Below are 14,638 nucleotides of genomic sequence, written 5' to 3'. Positions count from 1 at the left end.
CGTTCCCCATGTACGCACCCGAGCGTCAGCACCGGATCGTCCAGCTGACCCAGGAGCGCGGACGCGTCGAAGTCCCCGCCCTGGCGGAGGAGTTCGGAGTCACCCAGGAGACGGTCAGGCGGGATCTGACAGCCCTGGAACGGGCCGGCCTGCTGCGACGGGTGCACGGCGGCGCACTGCCCGCCGGGGGGCTGCGCCTGGAGCCGGGGCTGGCCGAGCGCGACACCACCGCCGCGGCCGCCAAGGACCGGATCGCCAGGGCCGCGCTCGCCCTGCTGCCCGAGGAGGGCAGCCTGCTGCTGGACGCGGGCACCACCGTCTCCCGGCTGGCCGCCCTGCTCCCGCCGGACTCCACCCTCACGGTGGTCACCAACGCGCTCCCGGTGGCCGCCCGGCTCGCCGGGCACCCGGGGCTGCGGCTCCACATGGTCGGCGGCCGGCTGCGGCACCGTACGCAGGCGGCCGTGGACGCATGGGCCCTGCGCGACCTCGCCGAGGTCCAGGCGGACACGGCGGTGATCGCGACCAACGGCTTCTCGGCGGAGGCGGGGCTGACCACTCCCGACCTGGCCGAGGCGGCCGTCAAACGGGCCATGGTGGCCGGTGCCCGCCGGGTGGTCCTCGTCGCGGACTCCTCCAAGTACGGCGCACGGCACTTCGCCCGGTTCGCCACGCTGGAGCAGGTGGACGTGCTGGTCACGGACACCGGACTGACCGATGCGCAGGCGGACCAGATCACCGGCCGCGGCCCCGAGGTGATCCGGGCCTGAGCGCCCGCCGCGCCGGGGCCGCCGACCCGGTCGCAGGGAGCGGGACCCGGTCCGCAGGGGGCGGCCGGGCACGTCGGGCGGATCACGGCCGCCGTGCCGCCCCGCGCACCCGCTCAGCCGGGCAGGCGGAAGCCGTTGAAGAGGTCGTCCATGCCGCGCAGGGCCAGCCGGCCGGGGGTGGCACGGACCGCGAGGTCGCGGGCCGCCGCCGCGAGCGGGCTGCGGAGGGCGCCGAGCCGGCCGATCCGCCGGGCACGGACCCGTACGGCGTCGGTGCGGTCGCGGCGGGCGGCGGTGTACGCCGCGAGGGCGGCCGGTACGGAGTCCGTGTCGTCCGGGCCGTCACCGGAGGGGAGCAGGTGGGCGAGGACCACCGCGTCCTCGATGGCCTGGCAGCCGCCCTGGCCGAGATTGGGTGCCATGGCGTGGGCCGCGTCGCCGAGCCAGGCGATCCGGCCGTGGTGCAGGCGCGGGAGCGGGGCGGCCAGGTCGTAGAGGTCGTTCTGGAGGACCTCGTCGGGGCCGAGGCGCGCGACGCGCTCCAGCAGCGCCGGGATCGGGTCGTGCCAGCAGCCGAAGCGGCGGCGGAGCTCGGCGCGGGGGTCGGCCGAACGGGTGCCGGCCGGGACACGGGCGGTGGCGTAGAGGTAGTACCGCCCGTCGGCGAGCGGGGTCACCCCGAACCGCTCTCCCCGCCCCCAGGTCTCGCTCATGGCCGGTATCCGCAGGTCCGGGGCGTCCACGAGGGCCCGCCACGCGGTCTCGCCGAGGTAGTGCAGGCCGGGGTGGGCGGGGAAGTGGGCGCGGCGCAGCCTGCTGTGGATTCCATCGGCGGCAACGACCAGGTCGGCGGTCAGCCCGGCGGTCAGGTGCGGGCCGGCTTCGGTACGGACGGTCACACGGCCCGTGGCACCGTCGGAACCCGGCGCGTCGGACGCGGTCGTGTCGACGCCGGCCGTGTCGACGCCGGTCACGGCCGTCCCGTAGTGGAGGGCCTCGGGCGGGAGGGCCGCGGCCAGGGCGGCGGTGAAGGCCGGGCGCGGGACGGCGATCGGGGGGATTCCGTAGCGGGCCGCCATGTCGGCGGTCGCGGCCCGGGTGAGCCACCGGCCGTCGGGGCGGCGTACTCCCATCACGCCGGGTACCGAGGTGCCCGCGGCGTGGGCCGCGTCGGCACCGATCGCCGCGAGGGCGCGCAGGGCGTTGGGGGCGAGGCCGATGCCCGCCCCGGTGACCGGTGGTGCGGGGGCGCGTTCGCAGACGGTGACGCGCCAGCCCCGGCGGTGCAGGGCGAGGGCCGCCGTGAGGCCGCCGATGCCGGCGCCGGCCACCACCGCGTGACGTTTCGGCATACGACACCACTTCCGTCCACGACTGCTGGGGCCCGGGGCCCGGGGCCCTGACTCTACAGCCGTAGAGTCAGGACCCGGTCCGTTTACGAGGAAGCCGCCACGTCACCGCGGCCGGTCGCGCTGGCGAAGCCCAGCCAGGTGTGCCGGTTGCCCCACCAGCACCATCCGATCTTCGGGGCGTCGCGCCGCTCGCGGCCGTCCCGTCCGGTGCCGTTGCTGATCCAGATCGCGGGGGTCCGGGCGTCCAGCGCCCCGTTGGCCTTGCGCAGGCGCGACCCGATGGTCATGAAGCAACGGTTGCGCTCGAGGACCTCGGGCCGCTGGAGCACCCAGTGGATGCCCTCCGTGAGCAGCAGCGGGCTGCGGCCCTCCTGGGCGAGGGCGGGCAGCGCCTCTTCCGGGCTCCAGTCGGCCATGCGGTCACCGCGGTCGACGCCGGTGACGAGGTAGAGGGGAGCGTCGGGCAGTTCCACGCCGCAAGGGGCGAAGTCGTCGGCGTCGGGCATGTCGACGACGACGAAGCCGGGCTTGCCCTCGCGGCGGAGCAGGGGCGCCAGGGCGGACGCCGGGACCCGGCCGGGGTGGACGGCGAGCAGGGTGCCGCCATCCGCGGCCGCACCCCGGGCGGCCGCGTGCGAGGCGAAGGCGCGCAGCTCGTCGGCGGACATCCCCGCGAGCTCGTGCACTCCGAGGCGGATCAGCTCTTCGGCCTGGTCGGCGAGGGGCGGAAGGGAGGGCATGCCGGTGGTGGGCGAAGCGTCGGGCAAGGCACTCCTCGGTCGTGCGGTGCGGCATGTGCCTGGGGTGAACGAGGCGCCCCGCCGGAATGTTCCCCCGGCGAAGCCGTTGCAGCACCCCTGCTCATGCCCTGACGTGAGGTCAGCGCCCCACGGCGAAGGCCGGCTTGCCGTTCACGGGCGCGGCCCGCGCGGGGGCGGGGGACGCTCCGATGTGGAGCACCTTCCCCCGCCCGCCGGCACCGCGGCAGTGTGCGCCGGGACGTGCGTCAGACCACGGCGAGCCGGTCCACCAGCAGTTCCGTCCTCCGCTCGGCGTCCTCCGGCGGCAGCCGTCCCGACCGGGTCAGCGTCGCCAGCCCGTGCAGGGCCGCCCAGAACACCTCCGTGAACAGCCCCGGGTGGACGTCTTCCCCGGCGACCTCTCCAAGGCTCTCCAGCAGGGCGGCGAAGGCGTCCTTCAGCGGTTCGGGGGTCTCCTCCGTCGCGAACGCCAGGCCGCCGTCGAGCCGGAACATGGCGTCGTAGACCGCCGGGTTGCGTGCGGCGAAGTCGAGGTAGGCCCGGGCGAGGGCGGCGACCCGGGGACGCGGCCCGGCCGCGGCGGAAGCCGCGGCACGCAGCGACGCGGCCATTTCGGCGGCGCCTTCGAGGGCGACGGCACCGATGATCTCGCGCTTGCCGCGGAAGTGGCTGTAGAGGACGGGCTGGCTGTATTCGATGCGCTCGGCGAGCCGGCGGGTGGTGACCGCGTCCCAGCCCTGCTGTTCGGCGATTTCGCGGGCCGTGGCCACGATGAGGCGCTCGCGGTCCGCCCGTTCGCGTTCCTTGCGTTCCTGTACCGACATGAGGCGATCCTAGCAGCGCTAGACAACCAAGCGGCAGCAGTACTAGCATCGCCTCATCATCTAGCGGCGCTAGATCCTGAAGGGGTCATCATGCTCAACGCACTCGAGGTCTTCACCACCGTGGTCGTCGGCGTGATGGTGGGGGTGGAGTTCTCCGTCGCCTTCGTCATCAACCCGATCCTCAACGGCCTCCCCGAGGACAGCGGCCAGCTCGGGCGCGCCCACGGGGGCCGGATGCTCGGCGCCGTGATGCCGGTCTGGTACATCACCTCGCTCGCCCTCGTCGCGGCCTGGGCCGCCGCCGGATGGCACCACCGGGGCACCGGGCTCGTCGTCACCGCCGGCGCGCTGCTGATCGTCAGCGTGATCATGTCGGTCCTGCTGCTCGTCCCGATCAACAACCGGGGCAAGACGTGGACCCCCGACAACCGGCCCGCCGACTGGAAGCAGCAGATGAACCGGTGGGACCGCTTCCACTACGTCCGGGTCGCCGTCATCATCGGCGCCTTCACCCTGCTGGTCGCCTCCCTCACCTGAGCCCGCGGGCCGCCACCGCGCGGTCGCCCCGGGAGGTCTCTCCGGGTCGGGCCGGCGGCACGGCCCGCACGTACGGGGCGGCCTCGGCCGCGGTGAAGGGGGAGGCGAAGGTGAAGGCGCGCGGGGACGGGCCCTGCGCACGCAGGTCCGCGAGCCGCTCCAGGGCCTCCTCGACGCCCGGCCGGTGGCCGGCGGGGACCCACCAGAGGACCAGGTGCGCCTCGACGTGCCGTTCGAACCATTCGCGGCGGCGCCGCATCGCCTCCAGGTGCCCACTGCGGTAGGTGAACTCCCACAAGGCCTCCCGGGTCTCCCAGACGGACATGTTGACGATCACGTCCTCCCCCGCCGGGCGCAGCCCGGTGGCGTCGGCGGCCCCCTCCTCCGCGAACCGCCACACGAAGCCGGGCGTGGCGTCGGCGGCGGCGTTGAGCGGCGCGAGCATCTCGACGAAGGGAGCCATGCGCGGGTCGTCGAGGGGGTGGCGGAGCGCGGCGACGTTGAACTGGGCCAGGTGGGCGGCGCGCGGGCCGTGCTGGGATGCGGTCATGGCGTCATCCCAGCACGGCCCCATTTCTATGTCAATGCTGATTGTCTTTAGAAGCTTCGACGACCACGCAGCACTCCCCCGGCCTGGCGTCCATACGGGCCCGTACGGGGCCCTCGACGCCGAGCAGCCCCTCGAGCAGGGCGAGGTTCATGCCGCAGACGAGCGGAGGGAAGCGCTCGGCGACGGCGTGGAAGGGACAGTTGCGCATGCGGACGACGGGCCCGGCGGGCCCGGCTTCCCCCTCGGCGACTTCCAGGTGCGGTTCGTAGCCGCGGCCGGCCAGCACCTCCGCGGCTTCCTCGAGGCCGCCACAGGGCGCCGCCGAACCGCGCAGGGCCTCACCCCGCCGGCGCGCGGCCGCGCAGAGCGCGGCGTCCAGCCCCGCCCCCTCGGCGGCCTCGGCGAGCAGCTCGGCGGCGGTGCGGTAGTCCCGGGCGGGCAGTGAGACCGACCGCTCGGCCCGCGCCCGCGTGTACACCTTGGCGGGACGGCCCGCACCCGGCCCCGAGCGGCCCGTCAGCCGGCGGCTGCCGCTCTCCAGCAGCCCGGCCTCGGTCAGCCGGTCCAGATGGTGCGCGGCCAGCGTGCGCGCGACCCCGACCGCCTCGGCGGCCTCGTTGCGGCCGACCTCCCGGCCCTGCGCGGCCACGTACTCGTACAGGCGGCGTCGTACGGGATCCTGCAGCGCCGCGATCGCATCGATGTCCTTCACCCGTCCATTCTAGAAACGACGCGGATTGGCGATAGAAAGCACCCGCACCCCGGCTCCCTCGGGCACCGGGCGGGCGGAGCTGACGGGGCGGAAGGTGACCCGAGCGGCCGGAAGGCGGTACGAAGGCGTACGTGAAGGAACAGACCCAGGCCGCGACCGTCCGCGTGTTCATCGCCCTCGCCCCGCCCGACGACGCGAAGGAGGAGCTGGAGCGGGCCCTCGGCCCCGCCTACGAGGCGTACCCGCGCATGCGGTGGAACCGCGTGGAGGACTGGCACATCACCCTGGCGTTCCTGGGCGAGCTCCCGGTCGGCGCCGTTCCGCCGCTGCGGCCGGCGCTCGCGGACCTGGCGGCGGCGCGCAGGCCGGTACGGCTGTCCCTGCGCGGCGGCGGGCACTTCGACGAGCGGGTGCTGTGGAGCGGGGTGGGCGGGGAGCTCGATGAGCTGCACGTGCTGGCCTCGGAAGTGCGCGCGGTGGTCAAGGAGTGCGGCGTCGCCTTCGCGGACCGGCCCCTGCGCCCCCATCTGACGCTGGCCCGGGCCCGCCGCGGCGATTCCTCCGCCGCGGTGGAGGCCGCCGCCGTGCTGGCGTCCTTCAGCGGGCGGGAGTGGGCGGCGGGGCGTCTGCACCTGGTGGGCAGCAACGTCGGCCGGGGCCCGGGACCGATCCACTACCGGGACATCGAGTCCTGGCACTTCGGGGGCACGGCCTGAGGCGGAGGGCTCCCGACCGAGCCAGAATTGCATGACCATGCGGCAGCATGCATAATCTTCCTATGTCTAAGGTCCTCACCTCCCTTCCCGCCGGCGAGCGCGTCGGCATCGCCTTCTCGGGCGGTCTCGACACCTCCGTCGCGGTCGCCTGGATGCGCGACAAGGGTGCCGTCCCGTGCACCTACACCGCCGACATCGGCCAGTACGACGAGCCCGACATCGCCTCGGTGCCCGGCCGGGCGAAGACCTACGGCGCCGAGATCGCGCGCCTGGTCGACTGCCGGGCGGCGCTGGTGGAGGAGGGCCTGGCCGCGCTGACCTGCGGTGCGTTCCACATCCGCTCGGGCGGGCGGGCGTACTTCAACACCACCCCGCTCGGCCGTGCCGTCACCGGCACCCTGCTGGTCAGGGCGATGCTCGAGGACGACGTCCAGATCTGGGGCGACGGCTCGACCTTCAAGGGCAACGACATCGAGCGGTTCTACCGCTACGGCCTGCTCGCCAACCCGCACCTGCGGATCTACAAGCCGTGGCTCGACGCGGACTTCGTGACCGAACTGGGCGGCCGCAAGGAAATGTCGGAGTGGCTGCTGGCCCACGACCTGCCCTACCGCGACAGCACCGAGAAGGCGTACTCCACCGACGCCAACATCTGGGGCGCCACGCACGAGGCCAAGACCCTCGAGCACCTGGACACCGGCGTGGAGACGGTCGACCCCATCATGGGCGTGCGGTTCTGGGACCCGTCCGTCGAGATCGCCACCGAGGACGTGACGATCGGCTTCAACCAGGGCCGCCCGGTCACGATCAACGGCAAGGAGTTCCCCTCCCCCGTCGACCTGGTCATGGAGGCCAACGCCATCGGCGGCCGCCACGGCATGGGCATGTCCGACCAGATCGAGAACCGGATCATCGAGGCCAAGAGCCGCGGCATCTACGAGGCGCCGGGCATGGCCCTGCTGCACGCCGCGTACGAGCGCCTGGTCAACGCCATCCACAACGAGGACACCCTCGCCCAGTACCACAACGAGGGCCGCCGCCTCGGGCGGCTGATGTACGAGGGCCGCTGGCTGGACCCGCAGGCCCTGATGGTCCGCGAGTCCCTCCAGCGCTGGGTCGGCGCGGCCGTCACGGGTGAGGTGACCCTGCGGCTGCGGCGCGGCGAGGACTACTCGATCCTCGACACCCGGGGCCCGGCCTTCAGCTACCACCCCGACAAGCTGTCCATGGAGCGCACCGAGGACTCGGCCTTCGGCCCGGTCGACCGGATCGGCCAGCTCACCATGCGCAACCTGGACATCGCCGACTCCCGCGCCAAGCTGGAGCAGTACGCCGTCCTGGGGCTGATCGGGACCGGCAGCCCGGCCATCGGCGCCGCCCAGGCGGCCGCGACCGGTCTGATCGGCACCATGCCGGAGATGCCGGAGGGCGGCGCCGAGGCCATCGCCTCGCGCGGCGAGGTCTCGGACGACGAGCAGATGCTGGACCGCGCCGCGATGGAGTTCGGCACGGACTGACCTGCCGCGGCAGGACGGAGCGGGCCGGCTCGGCGCCAGGGGCGCGGAGCCGGCCCCTTTCCGTGGCCCCCCAGTGGACGAGTCAGTAGACGAGCTTGTACGTCACGTCCTTCGGCACCGGGTGCGGGGCGGTGTCGGTGTAGATCAGCCGGATCATCGTGAACCGCCGGACGTCGGGGCGGTCGGGCCAGGACTGGGGATGGCTCAGCGTCACCTTCACGGGGTACGGGCGGAAGCGCCCCGCCGCGCAGTAGGGACGGCAGTCGTTGACCATGTCCGTCCCGGTGGCGGTGGCCGCGCTCGGCCCCCAGCTCTCCCAGCGCAGCCCGACGAGCCGGTTGTTGCCGTCGCCGCAGGCCAGCAGGTACTCCTCGGGGCGGACCTGGGGCCGCTCGAAGCAGTCGACCACCACGACCGGATCCGGGGCGGCGCGGGTGCGGGCGGCCGAGGCCGGGACCGCGGCCGCCGCGAGGGCGGCGAGCGAGCACAGCAGCGCCGCCCTGCGCGTCCCGCGCCTGGGTACCCGTACCGGCCGGGTCTCCTGCGAAGCGTCCATCGGCCCCTCCTCGCCAGTCCGCCCCGCCACCCGCCGGCGCCGCGGCACTGACCAGCATTCCGCATCCGTCCGCCCCCCGCACCCGCTGGCGGACGCGGCCGGGAGTAAGGCGCGGGAGGCGCTAGGCCTGCGGGGCGCGCCGCATGGCCCACAGGGTGGGGCCGCCGCCCGGGAGCTCGACCTCGCCCAGCACCGTGAACCCGAAGTGCTCGTAGACGGGCAGGTTGGCCGGCTTGGAGGACTCCAGGTAGACGGGAAGGCCCTCCGCGTCGGCCTTGGCCAGGCCGGAGCGCAGCAGTGCGGCGCCGTGGCCCTGGCCCTGGCCGGCCGGGTCCGCGCCGATCAGCGCCAGGTACCAGTGCGGTTCCTGCGGCGCGTGCCGCGCGGCCAGCTCGACGGCGTCCCGGAACAGGGGGGCCCGGTCGCCGAGGATGGCGGTGAGCTCCTGGATGGTCTCCGCGTCCGGGACGGCCTTCTCGTGCTCCTCCGGCGACACCCAGAAGGCGGCCGCCGCGTCGGTGCGTTCGCACACCCCGTGACGGACGTACTGGCGGGTGTAGATGGTGCTGAAGTACCGGGCCAGGCTCTCCTCTCGCGATTCCTCGGCGGGGAAGAACCAGTTCATCATCGGGTCGTCGTGGAAGGCGCGGGCCAGGGCACGGCTGATCGACGGGGCATCGTCAACAGTGGCCGTCTTCGGCAGGTTCGTCATCGACATACGGGTCATTCTGCACGCCGATGATCTTCGTTTCGGCGCGGGGTCCCTCTTGACCGGCAGCCCCTACGTGCCGGTAACTTGGGGCGCGCCCAGGAGGTTTCGAGCATTCGACGCAGAGAGCGGGACCGTGGCGGATCACGACCTGACCGGCTTCAGCAAGGGCACGTTCACGTACGGGGGTGCCACCCGCCGGGTGCTGCGCCGGGGCTCGGGTCCGGCGGTGATCGTCATGGCGGAGGTCCCGGGCATCACCCCCAAGGTCCTGGAGTTCGCCGCGCGGGTGGCGGAGACCGGGTGCACCGCGGTCCTGCCGGTCCTCTTCGGCGAACCGGGGCGGGACGCGGACCCCCGTACCGCCGGCTGGCCGAAGGCGGGGAGCTACCTCGCGAAGACGATGTGGCGGGTGTGCGTGAGCCGGGAGTTCACGCTGCTGGCGACGGGCCGCAGTTCGCGGGTGGTGCGGTGGCTGCGGGCGCTCGCCGCCGCCGAGCACGAGCGGTGCGGCGGTCCGGGGGTCGGCGCCGTCGGCATGTGCCTGACCGGCGGCTTCGCCCTGGCCATGGCCACCGACGAGCGTCTGCTCGCCCCCGTGCTGGCCCAGCCCTCGCTGCCGCTCGCCTGCACTCGCGGCCGCGCGGGCAGCATCGACATCTCCCCCGAGGACCTGGCGGTCGTACGCGGACGGTGCGAACGCGAGGGCCTCCAGGTGCTCGGGCTGCGGTTCCGGGGCGACCGGCTGGTGCCCGGGGACCGGTTCGCCCACCTGCGCCGGGAGCTGGGCGACGCGTTCGTCGCGGTCGAGCTGGACGCCGCCGACGCGGATCCCGGGAGCGCCATGCCCCCGCACTCCGTCCTGACGGAGCACCTGGTCGACGAGCCGGGACAGCCCACGCGCCAGGCCCTGGACACGGTCCTCGACCTGTTCCGGGCACGGCTGCTGGCGGCCGGACCCCGCTGACGCCGATCAGGGGTGCCGCCAGGCCGTCTCCCCCGTGCCGAGGGTGATCGCCGCGCGGACCCGCATGGGTCCCTCGCCCCGGCGGAAGAGCACTGCCACCTCCCCCACCCCGGCCCGCATGCCGTCCAGGCGGGCGGCGCACACCGGAGCCAAGCGGCGCGGGTCGCGGGTGCGGCCGAGCGAGAGGTGCGGGGTGAAGTGCGGGAACCGTCCCCGGCAGCGGGGGAACGGTTCCGCCAGGGTCCGCTGGAGCGCCGTCCAGGGTTTCCGGCCCGCCGCCGCGGGGTCGAGCCACAGGGTGGCGTACGCGCGGTGCCGGAAGGTGCGCACGCCGCTGAGGCGGACGGTGAAGGGCCCGCACCGTGCGGCGGCGGCCGCCAGCAGCGGGACGGCCGCCGGGAAGTCCTCCTCCGGCACGAAGCCGAAGAGCAGGTTCACGTGCGGTGGCCAGCGGCGGATCTGGGGGTCGTGTTCGGCCCGGATGTCCTGGATGGGCGGCCACAGCCCCGCTGGCGGCAGCCAGGCGACGGCGGTCCGGGGCGTGGGGGCGACGTCCAGGAATCCGGGGGCCCCGGCGGCGCTGCCGCCGGCGGCCGGGGGCACGCTCACACCGCCATCATGCCTCCGGCCGGTCCCGCCGCGGGCCGTCAGGGACGGATGCGGGCCAGGTCCTCGCCGGCCAGGTCGGGGCGGGCGGCGAGTTCCGCGTGGACGGCCCCCAGGAGCGGAAGGCGGGCCCCGGCGGTGTCCAGGGCCAGGGCGACGTCCTTGGCGGCGAGGGCGACCGGGAAGTGGGAGCCGGCCGCGAAGGTGCGGGCGACCGCTCCCGACAGCGGGCCCTTGGCCAGCTCGCCGCGGACCAGGTCGGCGGGCAGACCGAGGGACTGGCCGAGCCGGAGCGCCTCGGACACCAGGGCCACGCCACCGATCGCCGCGTTGATCAGGACCAGCTTGAGGGCGGCCCCGGAGCCGGGGGGCCCGCATTCGGTGACCGTTCCGAGCCGGTCCAGGACCGTACGTACCGCACCGGGCAGCGGCCCGCCCGCCAGGACCCACAGCTCGCCGGTCGCCGCCCGGTCGACGCTGCCCATCACCGGCGCGTCGGTCAGCGTCACCCCTTCGGGGAGACGGGCGGCCAGCTCGGCGATGGTGTCGGGCCCCACGGTGGAGGTGTCGATCCAGTGGGTGCCGGGCCGCAGGGCCGGGAGCACGGCGTCGCCCACGGCACGTGCGGCCGCCGGGTCGGCGAGCATGGTGATGACGATGCCGGCCGCGCGGACGGCCTCCCCGGGGCTGTCCGCGAGGCGGGCGCCGGCCGCGGTGAGCGGGCCGGCCTTGTGCGGCGTACGGTTCCAGACCGTCAGCGGGTGACCGGCGGTGAGCAGGCGGCGGGCCATCGGAAGCCCCATGCTGCCGAGGCCGAGGAATGCGATCTTGTCCATGGCCTCGACGGTAGGTTCCGCCCACACATGCGACAAGCGAATGTCTAGCATGGCTGCCATGCCCGAATCACATGGCTTGTACGAGGTCTTCCTGCGGGTGGCCCGGGAAGGCTCCTTCACCGCCGCCGCCCAGGGTCTCGGCTACACGCAATCGGCCGTGTCCCGGCAGGTGCAGGCCCTGGAGGAGGAGTGGGGCACCGCACTGTTCGACCGGCTGCCGCGCGGGGTGCGGCTGACCGAGGCCGGGCGCGTCCTGATGCCGCACGCCGAGGGCGTGCGGGACCGGCTGCGGGCGGCGCGCGCCGAGCTGGCCGCGCTGCGCCGCCTCGGCGGCGGCACCCTGCGGCTCGGGGCCTTCGCCGCCGCCAACGTGTCACTGGTCCCGCGCGCCCTGGCCGCGTTCGGGGCGCGGCACCCGGGCGTCACCGTCACCCACGCGGAAGGACCCACGGCCAAGCACGTGGCGCTGCTGGCGGAGGGCGGCCTCGACCTGGCCGTGCTGAGCACGCCCGCCGGAGTCCCGCTGTCCGGACCGGAGTTGCACCACCTGCTGGACGAACCCATGTACGTGGCCCTGCCGCGCGGCCATCGGTACGCGGGGCGTCCCGTGCTGCGCCTGGCCGAACTGGCCGAGGAGGACTGGATCGAGGGGGACGTCGCCCCCGAACGGACCCTGCTGGCTCCCGCACTGGCCGCCGGGTTCGAGCCGCGCGTGGCGTTCCGCGTCAACGACTGGACCGCCAAACAGGGGTTCGTCGCCGCCGGGCTCGGCATCACGGTGCTTCCGGAGCTGGCGGCGGGGGCGGTACGGCCCGACATCGCCCTCGTACCGGTCGATCCGGCGGACCTGCCGTGCCGGAAGGTGTACGCGGGCACGCCGCGCGGGCTCGGCCATTCCCCCGCGGTCGGCGCCTTCCTCGCGCTGCTGCGGAGCGCGGCCGCCCCCAAGGACACGCCGGCGCGGAAAGCACGAGGCGGCCGGTCGCCCGGAACGCGATGAGCGATATACGGAAAGGGGAATGCGTGTCATGCGTTCAGCCGCCGAGAATTCCACCCAGGGCCATGGATTCACCAAGTAATCAAGGCTTATCTTCGAAGGATTTCGACCGTATGGTGTGGCTCGAATCGAAGGAGCCCCCTGTTGTCGCATACAAATTACCCCGCCGCGCGCGCAGTTGCGTCCGAGCGGGATTATGTGTCCTCCCTGTACGAGCTGCTCACCGAGCGGCTCACCGAGGCACGAGCACACCGGGCGAAGGTGCTGAGCGCCCCGGCGGAAAGCGTCGGCGAGGCATACGAGAAAGAAATCGCCGCCGAGCGTCTGGCCGGGGAAATCGGCCGGCTGGAGGGCGCCGAAAAGGGGCTGGCCTTCGGGCGCATCGACCGGACGGACGGCACGGCGCTGCGCATCGGGCGGATCGGACTGCATACGGAGGAGGACGAGCTGCCCCTGCTCGTGGACTGGCGCGCGAACGCGGCGCGGCCCTTCTACGAGGCGACACCGGTCCACCCGATGGAGCTGCGGCGGCGCCGGCACCTGCGCCTGGAGGGGCGCACGGTCGTCTCGGTGAGCGACGAACTGCTGGACGGGACCGCCCCGACCGACGAGGACGTCGTGGGGGACGGCCCGTTGACCGAGGCCCTGTCGGCGCGGCGTACGGGCAGGATGCACGCGGCCGTCGCGACGCTGCAGGCCGAGCAGGACGAGATCGTCCGCTCCGCCCACCGCGGGGTGACCGTGGTGCAGGGCGGGCCCGGCACCGGGAAGACGGTGGTCGCCCTGCACCGGGCGGCCTACGTGCTGTACGCGTTCCCGCGCGCCGCGGAGGAGGGTGTCCTGGTGGTGGGCCCGAACGCGCGGTTCCTCGACTACATCTCCCAGGTCCTTCCCTCGCTCGGGGAGAACGACGTGGTCCTGACGACCTGCCGGGAACTGGCCGGAGTGTCCACGGACGCGGTGGACCCGTTCGCCACGGCGCGCCTCAAGGGCGGCTCCGAACTCGCCGGCGCCCTGGCCGGCCTGCTGCGCGTCCACCAGGCCCCCGCCGGTGACTTCACGGTGCGGGTCGGAAGGGAGCCGGTTCGCCTCTCCGGCGAGGAGGTCGCCGCGGCACGCGACGCCGCCGCCGCGGCCGTTCCGGGGCACAACCCCGCGCGCCAGGTGTTCAAGGAGCTCCTGGTCGACGCCGTCACCGACGCGCTGCACAGGGACATGGGCGACCTCCTGGAGCAGATCGACGCCGATACCGAGAGGATGACGGGCATCGACCTCGACCGGTTCACGGGAGCCGCCCAGCGCCGTGCCGAGGGCGCGGCCGACCCGGGTCCGGTCCACGAGCTGGATCTGGACGCCCTCCGTGCCGATCTCCTCGACGACGCCGGCGTCGACCGGGCGGTGGAGGTGCTGTGGCCGCGGCTGGTGCCCGGTGACCTCGTGAAGGCGCTCCTGACGGACGCGGGCGCCCTCGCCGAGCACCTGCCCCGCCTGACCGCGCAGGAGCGGTCCCTTCTGCTGCGCGGTCCGGACCACCCGTGGACCGATGCGGATCTGCCGTTGCTGGACGAGGCGGCGAGCCTGGTCGACGGCCCGCCCGGGCGTACGTACGGGCACGTCGTCGTGGACGAGGCGCAGGAACTGACCGCCATGCAGTGGCGGATGATCGTCCGCCGCTGCCCGTCCAGGGCGATGACGCTGGTGGGCGACTTCGCCCAGGCGGGCCCGGTGGCGACGGCGCGCGACTGGAAGGAAGCGCTGGGCCCCCACGTCGGACCGCGGTTCCGACTGCACCACCTGACCGTCAGCTACCGCACGACGCAGGAGATCCTGGAGAGCGTCCGGGACCTGCTCGCGCGGATCGCTCCCGATCAGAAGCCCACACGGTCGCTGCGCAGCGGTGAGCGCCCCCGCACCGTGACCACGCCTGCGGACGGGCTGTTCGCCGCCGTCGTCCGGGAACTCCGTGCCCAGCGCACCGCGCACCCGGGCGAGCTGCTGGGAGTGATCTGCCCGGACACCAGGGTGCGCGAGCTGACGGCCCGGGGCATCACCGACCACGCACGCGTCGTGCCGGCCTCCGAAGCGCGCGGCCTGGAATTCGACGGGGTCGTCGTGATGGACCCCGAGGAGATCGTCGCGGCCCGCCCCGGTGGTGAAAGGGACCTGTACGTAGCCCTGACCCGGGCCACCAAGCGCCTGTGCACGATCGCCCTCCGTCCCGCCTGACG

At 74.1% G+C, this 14,638-nt stretch carries 16 protein-coding genes; 7 read left to right on the top strand and 9 right to left on the bottom strand.

Features of this window, described 5'->3' with window-relative positions; translation table 11 throughout:
* Nucleotides 1-8 precede the first annotated feature (8 nt).
* The gene (locus ACZ51S_RS04260) at nucleotides 9-770 is read left to right on the top strand and encodes a DeoR/GlpR family DNA-binding transcription regulator (protein ID WP_468475693.1); all 762 of its coding nucleotides are present in this window, start codon (nucleotides 9-11) and stop codon (nucleotides 768-770) included.
* A gap of 113 nt (nucleotides 771-883) precedes the next feature.
* Here ACZ51S_RS04260 and ACZ51S_RS04255 read toward each other — a convergent pair whose 3' ends face one another.
* The 3 genes from ACZ51S_RS04255 to ACZ51S_RS04245 form a co-directional block, all read right to left on the bottom strand.
* A complete protein-coding gene (locus ACZ51S_RS04255) occupies nucleotides 884-2,122 on the bottom strand; it encodes an FAD-dependent monooxygenase (RefSeq protein WP_468475692.1) in 1,239 nt (412 codons plus the stop codon).
* Between the two features lie 83 nt (nucleotides 2,123-2,205).
* Nucleotides 2,206-2,862, bottom strand: coding sequence for a DUF5701 family protein (locus tag ACZ51S_RS04250; RefSeq protein ID WP_468475777.1), 657 nt, complete (start codon nucleotides 2,860-2,862; stop codon nucleotides 2,206-2,208).
* 266 nt (nucleotides 2,863-3,128) lie between these two features.
* Entirely contained in the window at nucleotides 3,129-3,707 is a 579-nt protein-coding gene (locus ACZ51S_RS04245) for a TetR/AcrR family transcriptional regulator (RefSeq protein ID WP_468475691.1), read from the bottom strand.
* A gap of 90 nt (nucleotides 3,708-3,797) precedes the next feature.
* On the opposite strand from ACZ51S_RS04245, the gene ACZ51S_RS04240 reads away from it, so the two are divergent.
* Nucleotides 3,798-4,244 carry an anthrone oxygenase family protein gene (locus ACZ51S_RS04240; protein WP_468475690.1) on the top strand — a complete coding sequence of 149 codons (447 nt, stop codon included), beginning with the start codon at nucleotides 3,798-3,800 and terminating at the stop codon, nucleotides 4,242-4,244.
* Here ACZ51S_RS04240 and ACZ51S_RS04235 read toward each other — a convergent pair.
* Nucleotides 4,237-4,794 (bottom strand): DUF3291 domain-containing protein, encoded by a 558-nt coding sequence (locus ACZ51S_RS04235; RefSeq protein WP_468959584.1) that lies wholly within the window; start codon nucleotides 4,792-4,794, stop codon nucleotides 4,237-4,239. The genes ACZ51S_RS04240 and ACZ51S_RS04235 overlap by 8 nt on opposite strands.
* A gap of 31 nt (nucleotides 4,795-4,825) precedes the next feature.
* Nucleotides 4,826-5,506, bottom strand: a complete 681-nt coding sequence (locus ACZ51S_RS04230) for a helix-turn-helix transcriptional regulator (RefSeq protein ID WP_468959582.1) — start codon at nucleotides 5,504-5,506, stop codon at nucleotides 4,826-4,828.
* Nucleotides 5,507-5,637: 131 nt separating this feature from the next.
* On the opposite strand from ACZ51S_RS04230, the gene thpR reads away from it, so the two are divergent.
* Both thpR and argG read left to right on the top strand, forming a co-directional pair.
* Nucleotides 5,638-6,222: an RNA 2',3'-cyclic phosphodiesterase gene (gene thpR, locus ACZ51S_RS04225; RefSeq protein WP_468475687.1), complete on the top strand. Its 585-nt coding sequence runs from the start codon at nucleotides 5,638-5,640 to the stop codon at nucleotides 6,220-6,222.
* Nucleotides 6,223-6,284: 62 nt separating this feature from the next.
* The gene (argG, locus tag ACZ51S_RS04220) at nucleotides 6,285-7,739 is read left to right on the top strand and encodes an argininosuccinate synthase (protein ID WP_388937939.1); all 1,455 of its coding nucleotides are present in this window, start codon (nucleotides 6,285-6,287) and stop codon (nucleotides 7,737-7,739) included.
* Nucleotides 7,740-7,821: 82 nt separating this feature from the next.
* Here argG and ACZ51S_RS04215 read toward each other — a convergent pair whose 3' ends face one another.
* Together ACZ51S_RS04215 and ACZ51S_RS04210 are read right to left on the bottom strand one after the other, a co-directional pair.
* Complete coding sequence (locus ACZ51S_RS04215; protein WP_468475686.1) at nucleotides 7,822-8,295, bottom strand: hypothetical protein; 474 nt, start codon at nucleotides 8,293-8,295, stop codon at nucleotides 7,822-7,824.
* A gap of 121 nt (nucleotides 8,296-8,416) precedes the next feature.
* Nucleotides 8,417-9,022, bottom strand: a complete 606-nt coding sequence (locus ACZ51S_RS04210; protein WP_468959579.1) for a GNAT family N-acetyltransferase — start codon at nucleotides 9,020-9,022, stop codon at nucleotides 8,417-8,419.
* Between the two features lie 118 nt (nucleotides 9,023-9,140).
* Here ACZ51S_RS04210 and ACZ51S_RS04205 point away from each other — a divergent pair, with 118 nt between their 5' ends.
* Complete coding sequence (locus ACZ51S_RS04205; RefSeq protein WP_468475684.1) at nucleotides 9,141-9,971, top strand: dienelactone hydrolase family protein; 831 nt, start codon at nucleotides 9,141-9,143, stop codon at nucleotides 9,969-9,971.
* Between the two features lie 6 nt (nucleotides 9,972-9,977).
* Here the strand turns inward: ACZ51S_RS04205 and ACZ51S_RS04200 are convergent, their stop codons facing one another.
* A complete protein-coding gene (locus tag ACZ51S_RS04200; protein ID WP_468959576.1) occupies nucleotides 9,978-10,580 on the bottom strand; it encodes a 2'-5' RNA ligase family protein in 603 nt (200 codons plus the stop codon).
* A gap of 38 nt (nucleotides 10,581-10,618) precedes the next feature.
* A complete protein-coding gene (locus tag ACZ51S_RS04195) occupies nucleotides 10,619-11,413 on the bottom strand; it encodes an NAD(P)-dependent oxidoreductase (protein WP_468475682.1) in 795 nt (264 codons plus the stop codon).
* A gap of 58 nt (nucleotides 11,414-11,471) precedes the next feature.
* Here ACZ51S_RS04195 and ACZ51S_RS04190 point away from each other — a divergent pair, with 58 nt between their 5' ends.
* Nucleotides 11,472-12,413 carry a LysR family transcriptional regulator gene (locus ACZ51S_RS04190; RefSeq protein WP_468475681.1) on the top strand — a complete coding sequence of 314 codons (942 nt, stop codon included), beginning with the start codon at nucleotides 11,472-11,474 and terminating at the stop codon, nucleotides 12,411-12,413.
* Between the two features lie 195 nt (nucleotides 12,414-12,608).
* Nucleotides 12,609-14,636, top strand: coding sequence for a HelD family protein (locus ACZ51S_RS04185; protein ID WP_468959574.1), 2,028 nt, complete (start codon nucleotides 12,609-12,611; stop codon nucleotides 14,634-14,636).
* The last annotated feature ends 2 nt before the right edge of the window (nucleotides 14,637-14,638 follow it).

It is taken from the genome of Streptomyces sp. NPDC034043, assembly GCF_055575675.1.
Note: the sequence above shows the minus strand (reverse complement) of the source record. Positions and strands in the feature narration are given on the sequence as shown.

Excerpts from the sequence above, each read along its gene's own strand:
- ACZ51S_RS04250 (WP_468475777.1), bottom strand. The coding sequence starts at position 2,862 with ATGCCCTCCCTTCCGCCCCTCGCCGACCAGGCCGAAGAGCTGATCCGC.
- ACZ51S_RS04215 (WP_468475686.1), bottom strand. The coding sequence starts at position 8,295 with ATGGACGCTTCGCAGGAGACCCGGCCGGTACGGGTACCCAGGCGCGGG.
- ACZ51S_RS04195 (WP_468475682.1), bottom strand. The coding sequence starts at position 11,413 with ATGGACAAGATCGCATTCCTCGGCCTCGGCAGCATGGGGCTTCCGATG.
- ACZ51S_RS04190 (WP_468475681.1), top strand. The coding sequence starts at position 11,472 with ATGCCCGAATCACATGGCTTGTACGAGGTCTTCCTGCGGGTGGCCCGG.
- ACZ51S_RS04240 (WP_468475690.1), top strand. The coding sequence starts at position 3,798 with ATGCTCAACGCACTCGAGGTCTTCACCACCGTGGTCGTCGGCGTGATG.
- ACZ51S_RS04210 (WP_468959579.1), bottom strand. The coding sequence starts at position 9,022 with ATGACCCGTATGTCGATGACGAACCTGCCGAAGACGGCCACTGTTGAC.
- argG (WP_388937939.1), top strand. The coding sequence starts at position 6,285 with ATGTCTAAGGTCCTCACCTCCCTTCCCGCCGGCGAGCGCGTCGGCATC.
- ACZ51S_RS04245 (WP_468475691.1), bottom strand. The coding sequence starts at position 3,707 with ATGTCGGTACAGGAACGCAAGGAACGCGAACGGGCGGACCGCGAGCGC.
- ACZ51S_RS04255 (WP_468475692.1), bottom strand. The coding sequence starts at position 2,122 with ATGCCGAAACGTCACGCGGTGGTGGCCGGCGCCGGCATCGGCGGCCTC.
- ACZ51S_RS04235 (WP_468959584.1), bottom strand. The coding sequence starts at position 4,794 with ATGACCGCATCCCAGCACGGCCCGCGCGCCGCCCACCTGGCCCAGTTC.
- ACZ51S_RS04260 (WP_468475693.1), top strand. The coding sequence starts at position 9 with ATGTACGCACCCGAGCGTCAGCACCGGATCGTCCAGCTGACCCAGGAG.